Here is a 16458-nt window from a genome sequence, read left to right on the forward strand (position 1 = left end):
GAGTAATGGAGCCTGACGTCACAGTGCGGAGCAATGTGGAATGGACAAATCTATTGTGATGGCAATGATTCAAAAAGTCAGACTGGAGTTTTTCTAACGTATCGGAGGAAACGGTGTCGCTTAAAGATAAACGGATTGTGATTCTCGGTGGATCGTCGGGACTCGGTTTCGCGACGGCGAAAGCAGCGGCAGATGAAGGTGCACTCGTGGTCATTGCATCTAATAGTCAGGCGCAGATAGAGCAGGCGAAGGACAAACTCCCCTCGAGTGCTGAAGGGCACGTGATCAACCTGCTGGATGAGGACAGCATCAAGTCATACTTTGAAAAGATCGGAGCATATGATCACCTCGTGTATACCGCCGGCGATCCTTTGCGAGCGGTCAATCAGAAAGACATGAGCTTTGAGGAAGCGCAAAGGTTTTTTGGAGTTCGCTACTGGGGCGCCTTTCTGGCCACAAAATACGGTGCAGGAAAAATTCGCGAGGGTGGCTCGATCGTCCTTACTTCGGGGATGACATCGCAACGCCCTCTTAAGAGCATGTCGGTGGTTTCGAGCGTCTGTGGGGCGGTTGAAGCGCTCGCGCGTGCCCTTTCAGTAGAACTGGCGCCGCTGCGGGTCAATGTAGTTTGCCCAGGAACGGTCAAGACTGAACTTTGGAATACCTTTCCCGAGGCCGCCCGTGAAGCGATATTCCAAAGTGCGGAACAGAGTCTGCTCGTTAAGCATGCCGGTGAACCTCATGAAGTCGCCGAAGCTTACCTCTATCTGATGCGAGGCGGCTTCACGACCGGTCAGGTAGTGGTAGCCGATGGAGGGTTAGCAGTAGGCTGAGGCATTGTCGCCATGTAAATGTACCGAGTGGCTTTGCGGTGACTTGCCGCTCGGCTCAGTCGAAACAGGGGGCATCCACGGAAAAGTAGCTAACGACGATGGATGTTTGATGCATCAATCACCACAACTTACATAGGACTATTTAGGAAATGACTATTGCGAAAGATTCTGTGTAGCCCATCCGTTTGAAGCGGACGAAGTGGTGGCAGCCCATCTGTAATTGATTCGCAATGGCGGACGTCGATCGTAGACGCCGCGTTAGAGTGGAGTCAGGAAGGCGAAAATCCCTGCACTGACAGTCGTAATAAAATTAGTTATCCAAATGTGTTTTCCACATGAAGAAGGGAGGTTGATTGAGATGTTCTACGAACTGCGCACCTATATCTGTACGCCCGGTCGGCTCCACGCTGTCGCGGAACGATTCGAACATCCGGTACTGGGTATCTTTCATGAACTGGGCATCCAGACAATCGGATTCTGGACCACCGAAGCAGACAGTAAGTCCGAACTGATTTATCTGCTGAAGTGGAACAGCGAGGCCGAACGCGCCGAAAAGATGGGGGCGTTTCTGAAAGACCCACGCTGGCTGGAAGCGAAGCTGAGTTCCGAGCGTGACGGCCCGATCGTCGAATCGTTCTCGGCGAAAACATTGACGCCCACTACGTTTTCCGCGCTGCGATGAGAAAACGCGGGACGCCTCAATCCGAATCTCAGGTAACGGACATTCGAACGAAAGAGACATCCCTGAGTGAAGTCAACACGCAAGATGTGAGCTTTCTCGAGCATGAATGAGGGCTGAGCTTCGCTTACATCGTCGCTAACTGGTCCATTGGACTTTGTCTTGTTTTTGGGTTAGGTCCGCTCGCCATTACCGGCGAGCTGGCCAGCAAACACGTGGGTCTTGAGAAGGAATTACGTAGTCACCTTCGCGTCTTGGTGCCGCTTACGGCTCTGGACGCTAATGATACTTAAATGGAGATATGTTATGAACAGGCTTTCGAACAAGGTGTGTCTGGTTACCGGCGGGGGAGGAGCGATTGGACATGCGACAGCCAAGGCCTTCAAGGACGAGGGCGCAACGGTCATCATTTCGGATATCAGCGAGCGTCTGTTGGATGAATCCGCTGAAGAAATCGGGTGTTCGTCGGTGGTTCAGGATGTCACGAGCGAGGAGCAATGGACGCAGGTCATCGATGAAATCGAAAAGAAGCATGGTCGCATCGATGTTCTTGTGAACAATGCAGGCATTCTGGGGTCCACGGAGAACGTAAACCCGGAGACCACGCAGGTCGACGAATTCCGTCGCATCCAACTGGTCAACGTCGAGTCGGTGATGCTTGGGTGCCGTAGCGCAATTCCTGCAATGAAGCGTGCGGGCGGAGGGTCCATCGTCAACATCTCCTCGATTGCCGCAGTACTCGCAACGCCGTTTGAGGTCGCATATGGTGTGAGCAAAGCAGCGGTTCGCCACCTTAGTTGGTCTGTAGCGGCGCACGGCGCTCCGTTCGGCATTCGCTGCAACAGCATCATGCCGGGCCAGATTGAGACGGGTGACGGCGGCATGATGGATTCGATTTTAAAGGGTGCTGCGCGTCGTGGCGAGTTTTCGGACCCGGAAGCAGCACGAGCCACGTTCACGGCGCTCATTCCGCTCGGTGCGCTTGGGACGCCACACGACGTTGCGATGGGGGCGGTCTACCTGGCCTCAGACGAGAGCCGGTATGTCAGTTCAATTTCGCTGCAAATTAGTGGAGGCTGGCTGGTGCTGTAACGGCGGATTCCGGCGTACTGAAAGCGTTCGAAACCGGTCGGAGACGGCGGTTGTTCTGCAAAGCGCGGGGCGAACCGCCGGCAACCGGAAAAGGCACACTCCGACCGTTCCCATTCATAGTAGTGTTGTCGCGTTGGTGGCAAGTTGAGGGTGACGCGGCGACAACTGCGGGCACGAAACGGACCACGTTGCCGCGGCGCCACCTTCAAAATGAGTGTGTGATGCCGACGCGAGTGACAACCTGGTTTTGCGTGCTGGATGGGTTGAAGGAGGTTATCTGCGCGTATTGGGCGGCCCCAGCGGCGTGTTGGTAGATTCCCATTACGTAGACGGACGTGCGCTTCGAGAGACTGTATTGCGCAATCAGGTTAACCTGGTGGTACTTCGGCGACGTGTCGGTTGCATGCTCGAGGCCGGTCGTGAATGTATATCCAGCTCCGATGATCAACGCGGAGTTGACCGAGTAGATACCCGATACCTCATAGTTTTGGAAGCGCAGGTCATGTCCTCCAGGGCCCGCGGCAAAATCGACGTTCGAATAGTCGGCCCCGACCTTGAGCGAACCAAGCACGTAGGCGGCGCCGGCCGACAGAGCACCCTGATAACGCGCGTTCGCGAGTGCGTCGCCGTAGATCGTGTTGACGTAGCCGCCGCTGCTGCCATAGCCGGCGACCGCCGTGATCGGATCGTTGATGCGAAGGTAGCTGACGCCCGCACTGAACGTGCCATGCGAGTAACCCGCGGCCGCACTGTACGAAGAGTTGTTGGAGAACTGGCCGGCAACACCCCCGAACGAGTAGTGACCCTCGAACGTAAAACCCACGAGATTGGGGCTCACATACTTGACCGCGTTGTTGATTGGGAATCCGTTGTCCAGATTATCCATATCGTTCGGGTGTGCGAAGTACCAGCCGCCATACTGGCCGTTCAGCGTGAACGGCTCGACGATGTCGACGGATGCATCCCATTGCTTGCCAAACGTTAGCTGACCGTATTGATTGGACTTGATGCCGACATAAGCATTACGGGAAAACGCCAGACCACCGCCCAAACCTCCCGTCGCCGCGTCAAAGCCGCTTTCGAGCCGAAAGATCGCCTGATTGCCACCACCAAGGTCTTCCGTGCCGAGAAGGCCCCACCGGCTACCGAGGGGAACGCCGCTTTGCATCTGCGTGAGCTTGCCACCGCTGCCGGGCACAACGTTCCCGTTTGAGCCGCTGACAACGTTGTTCGCGTAATCGATGCCGACGTCGATTACGCCGTAGAGCGTGACGGTGCTTTGGGCATGAGCGCCTGCCATTGCGAGCGCCAGCGGCAGTGCCGCAAGAGTGTTTCTTTTCACTACTGTCTCCTTGTAATGAGGCCGCGAGCGGCGGCCAGGTCTTCTTCGTGTCGAACTTCATGCGCTATGTCGCTTTGCGCAAGGCGACGTATCACCGGCTTCGAAATGTGAAGACAAGTGCGGCTAGCGCAATAATTGCTCCTTGGACCATGGCTTGACCGGCGGCGCCGAGTCCAAAACCGATTAACAGGCTAAAAAGGTAGGTAAGCATGAATGCGCCGACAGCCGGCCCCAGCATGCGTCCCTTACCGCTGCCGAAACTCACGCCACCGAGAATGACTGCCGCCAGCGAGTTAAGTACCAGGTCCTGACCGATGTTCGTGTTGCCCACCGAGACTGAGCCAACGAGCAAAAGAGCGGCCAATGCGGTTGTCAGTCCAGAGAAGATATGGGTAATCGACATGACGCGAAGGCTTGGTATGCCGGACACGGTTGCGGCGGTCGGGTTGGATCCAACCGCGTCTAGATAGCGACCGAACACGCACGTGCGCAAGCTAAGGGCGAATGGGATGAGCACTGCGACCCACACAATCGCCGCGATCGGAAGCGACCCGATGCGACCCGAACCCACGATCCGCAGAAGGTCGGGTGTTTCGCCGGGTTGATGGTATTGGCTCGCTGCAACGACGGAGCCTGTTAGGACGATGGCCATCGCGAGCGTGACGACTACCGCCGACGCCCGGAGGCGAGTGATGATCAGGCCGTTGATGGTTCCGATGAGTGCCCCCGCAAGCAGTGCCAGGAAGACCAGAGCGGGAACCGGCAGCGGGATTGCCCCGCTGGTGACTATCCAGATGACGACTACGACGACCCCACTGATTGAAAGGTCGATGGAACGACTCCGGACCACCAGAGACTGTCCTATGGTGACTACACCCAGGATCGCACCCTGCTTCAGGATTGCAAGAAGCAGCAACGGGGAGAGCAGGGCCGGGCGCGTTGCCCAGGCCACTAGCAGCAGAATTCCGAGGCCATACCAGGATGGCGGTTGATTAGAGAGAAAGCCATAGAGTCTGCGAGCGGCGCGTTGGCTATCGGGAGTTTGTTGGACTGTGATTGCTGGCATGGTATTAAAACCCTATGATCGTTCGACGCTGAAAGCTGATAGCAATGAGCAATAGCACCCCAGTAGCGGCAGATTGCAGGAACGCGTCGATACCAACAAGGTTCATTCCATTGCGCATCAGGCCCAAGGTGAGAACGCCGCAAAATGCTCCCACGGCACTGCCGATTCCGCCGGAGAATTGGACTCCGCCAAGCGCGACGGCTGTAATCGTTGCGAGTGCGAACTGCGCTCCTATGACGGGGTCGCCAGCGCCGATTCGACCTGTAAGTACAACACCAGCACAAGCGGCAAACAGACCTCCGGCAGCGTACGCTGCAACGATGATCTGACGGTCCGTTACGCCGTTAAGCGATGCGTTGCGCGGGTGTGCGCCGACCGCATAAAGGCGTAGACCAAAACGCGTACGGGCGAGAAGCCACCCTACGACTATCACGCAGCCTAGTAGCAGCAATATGCTGACCGGCAGGCCGGCGATAGTCGAGTTGATGAAGGCCGGTAAGAACGGAGGAGCAAGCCCTCCGGCCGTTGGGAGCCAGTACAACGCCAGTCCCTGGACGAACGTCATGGAGCTGAGCGTGGCGATAATCGGATGCATACGGGCCACGGACACCGCGAGACCGTTGGCGATACCGATGACACAACCCAATAAAAGAGCGAGTGCGATACCCGCGGTTGACCCGACAGAAGCGGAGGCGACGCAGGTAGTCAGACTGATTACTGAACCAACGGACAGGTCGATTCCGCCCACCAGGGCGACCAGCAACTGGCCCAATGTAGCAATTGCAAGCGGTGCGATCTGGGCCGAGAGATTAGAAAGATTGCCGCGATTCAGGAAATCGGTGGCGGCAAAGGAAAGCCCAACGATAAGCGCGATCGGCATCGACACGACGTAGGGTTTAAGGCCGGAGCGGGAGTTGGGACCGAATGGGTTCATTGCGTCTTCTCCGTTGATTGTCGCTGTGAGACGCCGAGCGCGTGCGACATGACAGTTTCTTCTGATGCTTGAGTGCCATCAATTTCAGCGACAATAGTGCCTGCCCGCACGACAAGAATACGGTCACACAGCCCGATGAGTTCTGTCAGTTCGCTGGAGCCGACGAGTACCGCTCCACCCTCGTCGGCAAATCCGCGTAGTAGCCGATAGATATCTGCCTTGGCGCCTACGTCTACGCCGCGGGTTGGCTCCTCGATGAGCAGGATGTCGATGTCAGCGATTAGCGCTCGTGCCAGTAGAACCTTTTGCTGATTCCCGCCAGAAAGGGTTGTGACAGACTGCTTTGGATGCTTTACCTTGAGACCGATCCGCGCAATGACGTCTTCTACAAGCGAAGATTGGGCTGAAGCGTGGCCGTATAGCGCACTATCCCGATAGGTGCCTATAACGACGTTTTCCGCAACCGAGAGATCCAGGTACAGGCCTTCCGCTTTGCGGTCGCCGGGTACGAAGGCTATCCCGTGGGCGAGGCGCCGCGCCACGCCGGCACTCGGGTCGACTGGATGGGCTTTGCCGACGCTATTGAATTTTTCAATCGTCGCATGCGGTGTTTGCATGAGACCTGCTGCGGCCCGGATGATTTCCCGCTGCCCTTGTCCCTCCAGTCCAACGAGTCCGACAATCTCTCGTCGGTTCAGATTCAAATTCACGGCGCTGCGTCCAGGACCGGAATTCAGGCGTTCACATCGCAACGCACTGGATAGCTGGCCAGACGACCTGTGCGGGAAGAGGTCCTCGATAGGGCGACCGACCATCAGCGTGACGAGTGTGTGTTCATCCAGTTCGCTGCAAGGAGTCGTAAGAACATGCTGCCCATCCTTCAGCACGGTGACGGTGTCGCACAATCGAAAGATTTCATCGAGTCGGTGGCTAATATAGAAGATGGATTTGCCTCTTGCCTGCAGGTCCTTGATGAGTGTCTCAAGCTTTTTCACCTCGGGACCATTTAGTGCTGCCGTAGGTTCATCAAAAATGAATACCGACGCATCTGTCGTGATGCCCTTGGCGATCTCCACGAGTTGCTGTTCGCTCACGGAAAGGCTGCCTGCGAGCGTCCCAGGATCGATGTCTACGCCGAGGGAGTTCAATGTACGACTCGCACGTTCATGCATTTGCTTCCTGTTGATCCATCCGCGCCTGCCAGACTCGCGTCCGATGAAAATGTTTTCGGCGATAGTCAGATTGGGCAGCAGAGTGAATTCCTGGAATATCGTGGAAATGCCATGCTCTCGGGCACTGCGTGGATTGCGCAGCGTTATGGTTTTGCCATGCATGCGCAATTCGCCGGCGCTCGGCCGATACACACCAGCGAGAATCTTCATGAAGGTCGACTTGCCAGCACCATTTTCGCCAGTCACGGCATGAACGGAGCCAGCGTGGCCGGCTATTGAAACACGAGAAACCGCGCGCGTATTTCCAAAATTCATGGAAATGTCGATGCCTTCGATAAGCGGTGGCCACGCCTTCCGATGCGGGGCTTTTTCAGCTTGATACAGCATGTTTGACTCCGTGTGTCAGGGACAGAATGCACATGGGAGGGACGCCTGCCGGGTTGGAGACTATTTGTTTTGATAGAGGTGCTTAAGCGTTGCATCCGGAAGCAACGAACCCACCCAGTAGGAGTCGTTCAGGTCGGGACGGTAATACTTGGTCAGGTTCTCGCGTGTGATGACTTCTCCCCCGTCGCTCCAGTAGCTTCGATACATCTGGTCACCTTCAAGGAGCAACAATGCCGCTCGAAGTGCGACCGGTCCCAGGGACGGAGGGTAGATATATGCTACAAACGGTCCCCCCGACTTCTGGGCGGCTCTGAGAAAGCCATTGTTGCCCTCACCCGTCACAGGAACTGGAGCTTTTCCGACTTCCTGGAAAACCTCCAGGCATCCTCGCGACATCTCACCTCCGGAGGCCCAGATGCCGTCGACCGGCTTTCCTGAAAGGAGCAGGCTTTCACATGCCTGTTTGCCCTTGGCATAGTTCCAGTCGGCATAGACTTCGGCAGAGACCGGCAACCTGGTTACTTTCAAGGACTGAGCGAGTCCCGCGTAGCGGTCAGTGTCTTCTGTGTTTCCGGCGATGCCACGAAACGCCCAAATGCTACCTTTGCCACCCAGTTGCTTTGCAAGCCAGTCGGCCATGATCTTTCCTTCAGGAGCCCCGCCGGATAACACGGCGACCGCGACCTGGTCTGAACTGGCGGTGGCCGTGAAGGTAACAACTGGAATCCCTTTCGCGGCCGCTTTGGCGATCTGCGCATTAATGGCGGTCGAGGAAACCGGCGATACTACGATGGCGTCGACGCCCTTCGTTATCTGATCTTCGAGGTCTGCAGCCTGTCTGGCGGCATTCGAATCACTCGATATCACCGTGAGTTTCCCGATTTCGGGATGCAACGTTGCCTCGTGGCGCACCTCCTCGGTTTCCTGGATTAACCATGTCGTAAAAAGACCAGGCATAGCCAAAACGACGTTGTAGGGAGGGCTTTTCTTGAATGCGCCAGCCTTGGTCAGTTGTGCGGAGGTCGGCTTGTATTGTGGATCCTTGAGATCGCCGACCTGCGCGGACGATGGCTGTGCAGCCGTTGCCGTCGAAATTAGTATAACTAATGAAATAAGAGGTGTTTTGAGAGAAATCACGATCTTGTCTCCTTGTTTGAAATTTAATCGTCAGCTATAGCAGCGTTGCGGGATGCTCGTCACGCATCAAGATGGACTCCATACATCAGCACTTCGCATTACGAGTGCGTACGTGGACATCGGGAGAATCTGGTGTCCGGCGGTCGTAGCGTGGCTTGGATCTCCATGCTGTCAGCGTCCTCTCAACCTTAAGCAAACCCAGCGAAAAGCGAAAATCGGCTGGTTGCGTTCACGCATCCCGGTCTGATGGTTTCGAGTTGTATTGCGTTCTCTTGTGGGGTGAGCATGACGTCGTCTCCTGGTTTCATCTATTGGAGGAAGGAACAGACCTCTCGTGTTCTAGATCATTCGGACAACGCTTGCCGACTGCTCCTGCGCTTCCGGCAACTGCTCATGTGAAGCAAGTGTAAGGATGTGTTCGATTTCAGACTTATCGGATCGTCTTGTGACGTATCGGATCGTCCAGTTCCGTCATGAGGTATTTCCCGGAGTTCCATGTGTTGCAATCGTCCGACGACGCTTGTAATTACGCACTTCCTCGTCGAGAGATCTGGTGGCGTGGCATGCACCAATACCAGGTTATAGAGGGAGGGGCGGCAGATGCGGATAGTGTCTAGGCTTGGAGCATCAACGCGCGCGATTCCCTGGATGAGCGCTGGCGTATGCGTTCCTGAGGGCTTCCGCAAAGGGTGCGGGACAGCCTGGGTCAAAGCATTGTGCCTGCTCGTCAGGATCGGCCCGCAACTATGGCCTCCATTCAGCCTTCGACTGGCACCACGCGAAACGCAGAGGACTTCGGGAAAATCCTGACTACGAAGCTGGATTCATGGATATACGACGGGACGTTCCGATAAGAAATAGGACCAACGTGCATCTACGATTGATTTACAGGATCGGCTGGTGCGAGCTTACTAAACCGACTGCACCGAACAATTTATATTTCGTTTAACGAATGTTTCCACCATGAGAAAACGTTGAGCGGATTGGTGTGAAGGTGGGTAACTGCGAGATGGGGACATTGAAGTTCGAGACCGGTTTCTGTGAAGGGAAGCGTAGGGCATGGCGGTGCGGAAGGAAAGGTCCTGTTGGGATATCCGTGCACGCATCAGATTTTTTCTTGAAAGGAGACATCAATGAAGCGAACGCGTCACCCTCTCATGACTGTCCAACTGGACGGCACAGAACTGCGTGCCGATTATTGCGAGCAGACCGGGCGTCTGCGGATTCTTCAGGGAGAGACTGTAGTTCGGAAGTGGCTTCCGCCCAATTCGTGGATTGCCATCGCATCAGTGGTCGGCTCCCGAAACTGGGGGACACGGCCGGACTGCAACGAACTGCAGACTGTGCTGGAGAGCCAGGCATCGCTGCTGCAGATCGGTTAGGCGCGTTGTGGCGCGCCTGGGTCCGAATTTCCGTTGAAGTGCTGAAAATTAGCTGCGTGGGCTGATAATCCAGTTGCTCGTTTTTAGTTTCGAAAGTGTTCTTGGTTGCGGGCTGGCGAACTGTGAGAGCGCGCAGTTTGGCGTACCTGTATCGATCGCCGCCGGTATCGACGTTATGAAAAACTCATGCTCGGACGCTCGATCTCCTGTGGATAAACGCTCCACATGCCGTCATCGTGAAGGAAGAAATAAATTGTCAACGCGCCTGTCGGCCGTAATGTCTCAACGCACACATATCGGCGCCGATTTGGACGTATGTGACCGAACCGGACTACCCGAGTCAGTGTTGCGGGATTCGCTCCAAGCCATCTAGCGACCAGGGAACGCAAAGAACGGTCCATCGTACTCATTGCTTTCTCCTTCAAGTTCGCATCGCGTAAACGCGATAATCCCATTAAAAGTTAAGGATTGCGAATTGTTTGTCATAAGGAGCGCGGTTATCTTGTCAGAGTTGTAGAGGCTCGTTGCAAATCAGGTTAAATTGCTACGAACTTAAGCGCGTTCGAGTGAGAATATATAAATTTCGTCGCCAAATGTCTGATCGTTGTTAAGATGACTTGGCGAATCCTGAGATTCAACTCTAGGCGTAGACTTGATTTTAGGGTTACCAGATCGTCTCGTCGTTTATCGAGGAATCCAGTTCTGTTATTAGGTATTACCCGGGGACAGAGGTGATTCATCCGGCTGGGATGCATGGTCGTGCGGTGAGAACGAGTGGTCGAGCGGCAAGTCAGGCGTCTCTCCCTGACATTGTGCTCGATGAAAGAAAAATAAATTTCGACACGCGTTGATATCGAGATTGTTGACAGGCGCTATAGACTGCGTGGATCGGTCGGCGTGGTGGGCGCGTCGACCGATCCACGCGACCCGATGTTGTTTTTTTAACGGGTCTTCCCACGGGCGGTGTCAATTGACCGCCCGTTTTTTTCTCACTAATCAAAAGATGCCCCTGTCCCTGGCTCGACAAGGGATGCTAGATGCGCGCTATGCGTGGCAGGCGCGCGGCCAAGGTTGTGTCAGAGGTGAACTAGGGCGTGTTGTGTAGCCTTGGCGAGGGTATGTACGACCAATAGAACGTTATACCGATCGGCATGGCGCGTTCGCTCGAGGGTGCTCGAGGGAACATAAAAATGTTTGATTGAAAGAGACCGTTCAGTGCTGGACGGAACGGTCCGATGATTCCACCTTGGTGTCCCTCTTGGCGCGCTTACGGCAAGAGAACGGTCGAACCGGTGGTGCGGCGGCTTTCAAGTTCGATGTGTGCCTTCGCAACTTCGGACAGCAAGTAGCGCTGGTTGATGCTGGTCTTGACCTTGCCCGACACCAAAACTTCAAACAACTCGGTCGACATCGCCTCGTAGTCACTGCGCTTGGCGATGTGTGTAAACAAGGTCGGCCGGGTAAAGAAGAGCGAGCCGCGTCCGACGAATTCGGAGGAGTCGATCGGTGGCAGCGGACCGGATGCATTGCCGAAGCTCACGAACAGGCCAAGCGGCGCGAGGCAGTCGAGCGAACCCGCAAACGTGTCCTTGCCTATCGAATCATAGACGACGGGCACGCCTGCGCCGTTTGTAATCTCGCGCACGCGCTTGGTGAAGTTCTCGCGCGTGTAGACGATGGCGTGATCGCAACCATGTGCCCTGGCGATTTCCGCCTTTTCGTCCGAGCCAACTGTGCCGATCACCGTCGCGCCCAGCGCCTTGGCCCATTGAGACACCAACAGGCCAACGCCGCCTGCAGCTGCCTGGATCAGGATCGTGTCACCCGCCTTGACAGGGTAAGTGCGTCGCAACAGGTATTGCGCGGTGAGCCCTTGCAGCATCACTGAAGCGGCCTGCTCATAGCTCAGTGCATCCGGCAGCTTGACGACCTGAACGGCCGGCAGCACCCGTTCTTGAGCATAAGCGCCTGGAGGGCGCGCCACATACGCAACCCGGTCGCCAATCTTCAGACCTGTCACGCCGGCGCCCACCGCCGTGATCTCACCCGCCGCTTCCATGCCGAGGCCGCCCGGCAGCGGCAACGGGTACGAACCGGTGCGGACGTACACGTCGATGTAATTGAGACCGACCGCATGCTGCTTGATGCGGATCTCGCAGTTACCCGGCTCGCCTACCTCGACATCGACCCACTTCATCACCTCGGGGCCGCCTGTCTTATCGAAACGAACTGCTTTGACCATGGTGTTTCCTATATCGACCAGAGTTAGACGGTGCCACGTTCAGCCCAGAAATGGCTCAGGCAAGAGACGCGAACACGAAACGGCTGTCATCCAGCTCGTCATATCGGAGACCGGAGCGACATCGTTTTGTTTATTCTCTCGCTAATTGCGAGCGACATAGCATCATGTCAGTAATGCCAAAATGGCATGAACCGGCTTTGCCGAAAGATTTTGCTGGATTGGATCGGCTTGACAAACCGTCTGTTGCGTAGGGCCTGAGATTGTGCGGCTCACCACGGGATTCGACATGAGCGTGATCTATCACAAGAAACCGCGATGTGGCCCGCGCGAATCGCCAGGCGGACCTCGTCCGCCACCATGCGAGCCGGTTGCGCGGTGGGTCGACCGAAGAAATAGCCTTGGCCGCAAGCAATCCCCAAGTCGCGCACGACGATCAGGTCCGCTTCGTTTTCGATTCCCTCTGCAACCAATTTGGCGCCGCTCGCGTGTGCGAAGTGCTGTATGGCACGAACAGCTTCGAGCTTAAGAAGATTGCTCGCGATGTTATGGATGAAGAACCGGTCGATTTTCACAATGTCCGGTTGCAATTGCACCCACAGATTCATGCTGGCGTTGGCGGTACCATAGTCATCAAGTGCGAATTGCGCACCAGCGGTACGCAAAGTCGTAAGCACCTGCAACAAGCTGTCGATGTCACGAATCGTGCTTTGTTCGGTCAACTCGATCACGATTCGCTCAGGGCTGATGCCTGACTCGCGCAGCAATGTGAGCACGTCGTCACTGGCCTCAGCGAATCGACGTATCGTATCCGCGCTGAAGTTGAGGAAGAGCTTGCCCGCACACGCGAGCTTAGCGAAGGTCTCAATGCAGGTACGTGCGGCAGCCTGCTCGAGTTCAATCACGCAACCTTCGGTGCTAGCCTGTGCGAAAAGGTCGTACGGGCTCTCGAGCGGGGAACCCGCTGGCCCCCGAATCAGCCCCTCGTAACCGAGAATCGCCCCGTCGTCGAAATTCATGATGGGTTGGAACACGGCAGACAACTGACCCCGATCGATAAGGTCCACGATACTGATCGCGTCGAATCCTGGGGATGGGCGAAGTGACATGGTAGTTGTCCGAAGCGGAGGGGTGTGGGTTGGTCGGAAGTTCTTCGAAAAGATTTAAATGAAATATTCGTGATACACGCGTGCCTGAGAGAACTCCGGATCAAGTAGTGGACCTGCGCAAGATACCTAAATTGCGATTTCCATGTAACGACTCTCCAATAGATGAGCTAGGCAACACGTGCTCCGCGAATCGTACTGGAGGTGCCGGAAAAATTTAACACGTATTTCATCATGGGCAGTCATTTTCCGGATTAGAACTACCTCGATGGCATACCTAAAATGACAGCCCTGCATGGCGATCGCGAACGGATAGGTCCTTGCCGGTGGATCATGTTATCAGCCGGTCCCAGATTTTTCACCAACGTCGATTTTCTGTATCGTCTCATCCGGCGGCAAAGGGTTTTGGTTTCCTGTCCGAGAAAATTCCGGCTCGCGTCGTTCTATCTGTCCCGCAAGGTCGTTGATATTTGTCGTAGTCGCCATCGCGCTGGATTCGGATGTGATTTTTTTAAATGGTTAGCAAACCGAAGAAAATGTGAGTGTTTTTAATACGTCCGCAGTCATAGCTTGATCTACGGGAGCTGTATTTCGCAAAAGATAATTGCTAGTGAGACAACCCGAGGGGCGAAGCGCCGCGACCTTAAGAGCAGCAAGAATACGGAGTTGGATTTCCAGATATGCGACGGGACGCTCCGATAAGCCCGGAGCCATACATTCACCTAGAATCAATGCACAGGATTTTCGGACGGTCGTTGCCGGACGGCGTTGAGAGAAGCGATGTCGGAAATTGATCGGATTGCAGATTAAACGCAGCAACGATCGGAAGGTGCGGTCTAGTTAATCGGTGCAGTTGGTCTTGGCGTCGTCCGTCGACCATGAGCCGCTGCATGTGAAGATCCGACAGATGACTCTGTAGATTGATTTTTTGTCGGGTTCGTCAGGCAAGCAGCGGCTTTGCTTATCGGGAGCGAGCGATTGGCCGTGCATATCGGAAGCATTGATAGGAGTAGAAAGCAATGAAACTCAACAACAAAGCTGGGTCGAAGGTTGAAAACCTCGGTGCCGACCGGCGAGATCCAAATGCGGATCCAGAAACACTGGAAGGTGCGAGTAGTGAAGCTGCAGCTCAGTCACCCAGGTCGACGCAAAATTGGGCATGGCTTGCGGACAGTAGTCGTTATGATTGGATGGATTCGCATACCCCATCATTCGACCCCGAAAGTTGGAACGACACGTCTTTCGATTAGCAATGACCGGTTACAAGGCAGCCCCATTTCCGCGAGGCAGAGGCCAGTGTCCGCCGCGGGCATCAGATGCACCTTCCGACCGCCTCCGGAGCGGTACAGTGCCGACACCGCACGAAGCAATCATGCCGGAGCGAATGAGAAACGTCTTATGTAGTCCCGCATCTGGAAATACGGACGCTGCCGCGGGTATCAAAGAAAATGGTCGGGTGCACAGGCCCCGACCTGATTGCGTGGATTTGCTACGCGAGTCTAGTCGCGATTGGCAATGTATTTGCCAATCTGCTCGATATGGGTTTCCATTGCACGACGAGCTGCTGCAGCATCTCGTCGAAGAATACTGCTCACGATTGCGCGATGCGCAGCAACTGTGACCTCAAATCGTTCGGGCGTAACTGCGAAGTACTTGACCTGGCTCCAGGACGGTGACTGCCTGACCTGATGCAAAGCCTTGAACGTGAAAGCAATGAAGCTGTTGTGAGTTGCCTTCGCGATCGCCATGTGCAGGTTCGCATCCCAAAAGTCGACCGATTTGACATCTTTAGCGTTCTCGCACTCAAGCATGCATTTCTCGATCGATGCGAGATCGGCCGCTGTTGCGTGAAGCGCCGCATGCTCTGCTACACCAGGTTCAAGTAGAAGGCGAGCCAGGTTCAGGTCGGCCGGACTGATGTCGGCAAGATCCTCTTGCTCGAAGCTGGGTGGCAAACTGCCGGCAACAAAGGTTCCCCGTCCCACACTGCGGACGATCATCCCTTCGCGCTCAATGTTGGCAAGCGCCTTTCGAACGCCGCTTCGAGGGATTCTGTACTCGACAGCGAGTTCTCGCTCTGTAGGCAAGCGCCCCTCCGGAAGAAAGGCACCGTCCGCAATGCGCTGCGACAATGCAGCCGCGACAGCTTCAAAGTCTTCCATATCAGACCTTCACCATAGTTGTCATTCCTCTCGCGTTTTGTTCGATTATAAGGCACTTAGCCCGTCGTAAACCAATTTTTCAACCGGTTTGCGGAAAGGTTCACTCGTGTTGGTAGAGCCTAGCACGCGCAATAGGGGCGTGGGATTGGTCGGGCATCTGGATTGCATGCATGGGCGCTGAAAAATGGACTTTCTGATAACGGAGCGCCGACGGGTCATCGGGCATCTGAAATGTTAGGGACTCCCGCAGAAATTCAGACACTGAGCTAGATTGCCGGATACGCGACTGGACAATCCGATAAGCGTCCGATTGGACACCCTCCTAGAATTTGTTCACGGGATTCACGGTGCCTGGATGTTTAACGACGGTTCGGGCACCTTGGGACAGTTCCCTCCTCGAAAAGATAAAACCAGGAGACGGTGTCATGCTCATCGCACACGAGAGCCCAACGCAATGTCGATCGTCAGTCAGGATATGAGCGAGCACGGCCGTTCGACGACCGTCGCGACAGGCTGCACCTGCCCGAGAGACCGACAGGCGATGTCGGGTGACGTGCCCGTCACTACGTTTTCGACGCTGTTGCAAAGACAGGTCATTGCGACTTCGCCGGAACAGCGAAGTCACACTTCATAAAAAGCGGCGCCCTGACGCACCGATCACCTTCGATTCACAAAACCTATTCAGGAATGACATATGAAACTCAAATACGATGACGTAGGAGCAGGTACGCCGGTCGTGCTCGTGCACGGACTCGGCGGCACGGGTAACGTTTTCGGAGCCCAGGTTGCGGCACTCTCGCCCAGCTTCCGGGTTGTGGTTCCGGACGTCCGCGGCTGCGGCCGCAGCGACAAGGCACCGATTTCCATCGATGCGCTGGTCGCCGATGTCGTGGAGCTGATCGACGGTGCGGGTTTTGAAAGTGTCCA

13 protein-coding genes and 1 pseudogene are annotated in these 16458 nt (G+C 55.5%); 6 read left to right on the forward strand and 8 right to left on the reverse strand.

Going from position 1 to position 16458, the window contains the following annotated elements; translation table 11 throughout:
• Positions 1 to 113: 113 nt before the first annotated feature.
• From P3T42_RS32515 to P3T42_RS32525, 3 genes are all read left to right on the forward strand, one after another.
• A complete protein-coding gene (locus tag P3T42_RS32515; protein ID WP_074267545.1) occupies positions 114 to 833 on the forward strand; it encodes an SDR family oxidoreductase in 720 nt (239 codons plus the stop codon).
• A 358-nt stretch (positions 834 to 1191) separates the two neighbouring features.
• Positions 1192 to 1515 carry an NIPSNAP family protein gene (locus P3T42_RS32520; RefSeq protein ID WP_074267546.1) on the forward strand — a complete coding sequence of 108 codons (324 nt, stop codon included), beginning with the start codon at positions 1192 to 1194 and terminating at the stop codon, positions 1513 to 1515.
• Between the two features lie 303 nt (positions 1516 to 1818).
• Entirely contained in the window at positions 1819 to 2604 is a 786-nt protein-coding gene (locus P3T42_RS32525) for an SDR family NAD(P)-dependent oxidoreductase (RefSeq protein ID WP_074267547.1), read from the forward strand.
• 205 nt (positions 2605 to 2809) lie between these two features.
• Here the strand turns inward: P3T42_RS32525 and P3T42_RS32530 are convergent, their stop codons facing one another.
• From P3T42_RS32530 to P3T42_RS32550, 5 genes are all read right to left on the reverse strand, one after another.
• Positions 2810 to 3904, reverse strand: a complete 1095-nt coding sequence (locus P3T42_RS32530) for a porin (RefSeq protein WP_429308362.1) — start codon at positions 3902 to 3904, stop codon at positions 2810 to 2812.
• Between the two features lie 133 nt (positions 3905 to 4037).
• Positions 4038 to 5012 (reverse strand): ABC transporter permease, encoded by a 975-nt coding sequence (locus P3T42_RS32535; protein ID WP_074267548.1) that lies wholly within the window; start codon positions 5010 to 5012, stop codon positions 4038 to 4040.
• A gap of 4 nt (positions 5013 to 5016) precedes the next feature.
• The gene (locus P3T42_RS32540; protein WP_074267549.1) at positions 5017 to 5946 is read right to left on the reverse strand and encodes an ABC transporter permease; all 930 of its coding nucleotides are present in this window, start codon (positions 5944 to 5946) and stop codon (positions 5017 to 5019) included.
• Positions 5943 to 7505 (reverse strand): sugar ABC transporter ATP-binding protein, encoded by a 1563-nt coding sequence (locus tag P3T42_RS32545; RefSeq protein ID WP_074267550.1) that lies wholly within the window; start codon positions 7503 to 7505, stop codon positions 5943 to 5945. Before P3T42_RS32545 ends, P3T42_RS32540 begins: the two co-directional genes overlap by 4 nt.
• A 60-nt stretch (positions 7506 to 7565) precedes the next feature.
• The gene (locus P3T42_RS32550) at positions 7566 to 8642 is read right to left on the reverse strand and encodes an ABC transporter substrate-binding protein (RefSeq protein ID WP_083611630.1); all 1077 of its coding nucleotides are present in this window, start codon (positions 8640 to 8642) and stop codon (positions 7566 to 7568) included.
• 1157 nt (positions 8643 to 9799) lie between these two features.
• On the opposite strand from P3T42_RS32550, the gene P3T42_RS32555 reads away from it, so the two are divergent.
• Positions 9800 to 10024: a hypothetical protein gene (locus tag P3T42_RS32555; RefSeq protein WP_083611631.1), complete on the forward strand. Its 225-nt coding sequence runs from the start codon at positions 9800 to 9802 to the stop codon at positions 10022 to 10024.
• Between the two features lie 1267 nt (positions 10025 to 11291).
• Here the strand turns inward: P3T42_RS32555 and P3T42_RS32560 are convergent.
• Positions 11292 to 12266, reverse strand: coding sequence for a quinone oxidoreductase family protein (locus tag P3T42_RS32560; RefSeq protein WP_074267554.1), 975 nt, complete (start codon positions 12264 to 12266; stop codon positions 11292 to 11294).
• A gap of 287 nt (positions 12267 to 12553) precedes the next feature.
• Positions 12554 to 13372 (reverse strand): annotated as a pseudogene (locus tag P3T42_RS32565) (EAL domain-containing protein); the annotation flags it as partial.
• Positions 13373 to 14388: 1016 nt separating this feature from the next.
• Here P3T42_RS32565 and P3T42_RS32570 point away from each other — a divergent pair.
• Positions 14389 to 14619, forward strand: coding sequence for a hypothetical protein (locus P3T42_RS32570; RefSeq protein ID WP_143787664.1), 231 nt, complete (start codon positions 14389 to 14391; stop codon positions 14617 to 14619).
• 249 nt (positions 14620 to 14868) lie between these two features.
• Here P3T42_RS32570 and P3T42_RS32575 read toward each other — a convergent pair whose 3' ends face one another.
• Positions 14869 to 15531, reverse strand: a complete 663-nt coding sequence (locus P3T42_RS32575) for a FadR/GntR family transcriptional regulator (RefSeq protein WP_074267555.1) — start codon at positions 15529 to 15531, stop codon at positions 14869 to 14871.
• 694 nt (positions 15532 to 16225) lie between these two features.
• Between P3T42_RS32575 and P3T42_RS32580 the strand changes: the two genes are divergently transcribed.
• A partial coding sequence (locus P3T42_RS32580) for an alpha/beta fold hydrolase (protein WP_429289447.1) occupies positions 16226 to 16458 on the forward strand: 233 nt, incomplete at its 3' end.

Source organism: Paraburkholderia sp. GAS38 (genome assembly GCF_050434965.1).
Lineage (GTDB): Bacteria > Pseudomonadota > Gammaproteobacteria > Burkholderiales > Burkholderiaceae > Paraburkholderia > Paraburkholderia phenazinium_A.